The organism is Ruegeria sp. CE12 (assembly GCF_056537525.1).
Genome location: NZ_JBQFRS010000043.1, coordinates 1 through 1,555 on the forward strand (window position 1 = coordinate 1; position 1,555 = coordinate 1,555).

General features: G+C 56.1%; 3 protein-coding genes. All 3 read right to left on the reverse strand.

The annotated features are described in order from the left end of the window. Nucleotides 1-726 (reverse strand): 50S ribosomal protein L2 (gene rplB / locus ACR0IO_RS22980; protein WP_480745155.1); only part of this gene is annotated, 726 nt, incomplete at its 3' end. 307 nt (nucleotides 727-1,033) lie between these two features. Then, nucleotides 1,034-1,330 (reverse strand): 50S ribosomal protein L23, encoded by a 297-nt coding sequence (locus ACR0IO_RS22985; RefSeq protein WP_317657409.1) that lies wholly within the window; start codon nucleotides 1,328-1,330, stop codon nucleotides 1,034-1,036. After that, the coding region (gene rplD / locus ACR0IO_RS22990; protein WP_480745157.1) for a 50S ribosomal protein L4 at nucleotides 1,327-1,555 on the reverse strand (229 nt) is incomplete at its 5' end. The genes ACR0IO_RS22985 and rplD, both read right to left, overlap by 4 nt.

Genomic DNA, 1,555 nt, shown 5'->3' on the forward strand with positions numbered 1-1,555 from the left:
GCCACCAGATGTGCGGCCTTCACCACCACCATGTGGGTGATCGATTGGGTTCATCGCAACACCACGGACGCTTGGACGCTTGCCCATGTGGCGGACGCGGCCCGCTTTGCCAAGGTTTTGGTTCGAGTTGTCAGGGTTTGACACGGCACCAATGGTTGCCATGCATTCCTGACGCACCAGACGCAATTCACCAGAAGAGAGGCGGATCTGAGCATAGCCACCGTCACGACCAACGAACTGGGCATATGTGCCCGCCGCGCGTGCGATTTGGCCGCCCTTACCGGGCTTCAATTCGATATTGTGAACGATTGTCCCGATGGGCATGCCCGAAAATGGCATTGCGTTACCGGGCTTAATATCTGCTTTTGCAGAGGCGACAACCGCATCCCCAACAGCCAAACGCTGTGGCGCGAGGATATAGGCCTGCTCGCCATCGCTGTAGCGGAGCAACGCGATGAAGGCGGTGCGGTTAGGATCGTATTCGATCCGTTCAACCGTGGCTGTGACGTCAAATTTACGACGCTTGAAATCCACGATACGATAGAGACGCTTCGCGCCACCACCGCGGCGGCGTGCGGTAATCCGTCCGGTATTGTTCCGACCGCCCTTTTTCGTCAAACCCTCAGTCAGGGATTTGACAGGACGTCCTTTCCACAGCTCCGAACGGTCGATCAGCACCAGCCCGCGCTGGCCCGGCGTCGTCGGCTTATACGACTTAAGTGCCATGCTTTCTGTCTTCCGTTTGCTAACGGCAGGTAATTAAAAACCCACCTATGTTGTAAGTCCCCCGAATTGGGTGACCGATAAATGAGGGCCCCGAAGGTCCCAGTGAAATGTCGTTCATGCGAACAACAGCAAAGCCCCAGACGAATCTGGGGCTATCGCGATGGCGCTGTGTAGGAAAGTGAAGCCCCAAGGTCAAGGCCCCTTCCCGACTGTGCAGCCGCCTTTGCGATGAACAAGGCCCCAACCGCATCCGCAGTCGGGGCCTCGCTGAGGTCAGATCAGGCAAAACGCCCGAACATGGGACAGATCAAAGACCTGTGGCCACGTCGATTGTGTTGCCTTCTTCCAGCGTTACATAGGCCTTCTTGACATCCTTACGGGTGCCCGCGATGCCACGGAAACGCTTGTTCTTGCCTTTGGTGACAGTTGTATTGACCGCTTTCACCTTCACACCAAACAGGCTTTCAACAGCCTCCTTGATCTGGGGTTTATTCGCATCAATCGCAACTTCGAACACAACCGCATTGTTCTCGGAGGCCATAGTGGCTTTTTCCGTGATGATCGGGCGGCGGATCACGTCATAATGTTCTGGCTTAGTGCTCATTTTAGGCGAGCCTCCAGTGCTTCGACACCCGCCTTCGTCAACACCAGAGTGTCGCGCTTGAGGATGTCATAGACATTCGCGCCCATGGATGGCAGCACATCGAGACCCTCGATGTTGCGCGCCGCTTGGGCGAAGTTCGCATCAACCGTTGCACCGTCAATGATCAAGGCACGCTTCCAACCAAGGTTCTTCACCTGCTTGGCCAATTGTGCGGTTTTCGCCTCG

What these genes read in the sequence shown, in the direction of transcription:
- ACR0IO_RS22985 (WP_317657409.1), bottom strand. Translation starts at nt 1,330, where the DNA reads ATGAGCACTAAGCCAGAACATTATGACGTGATCCGCCGCCCGATCATC.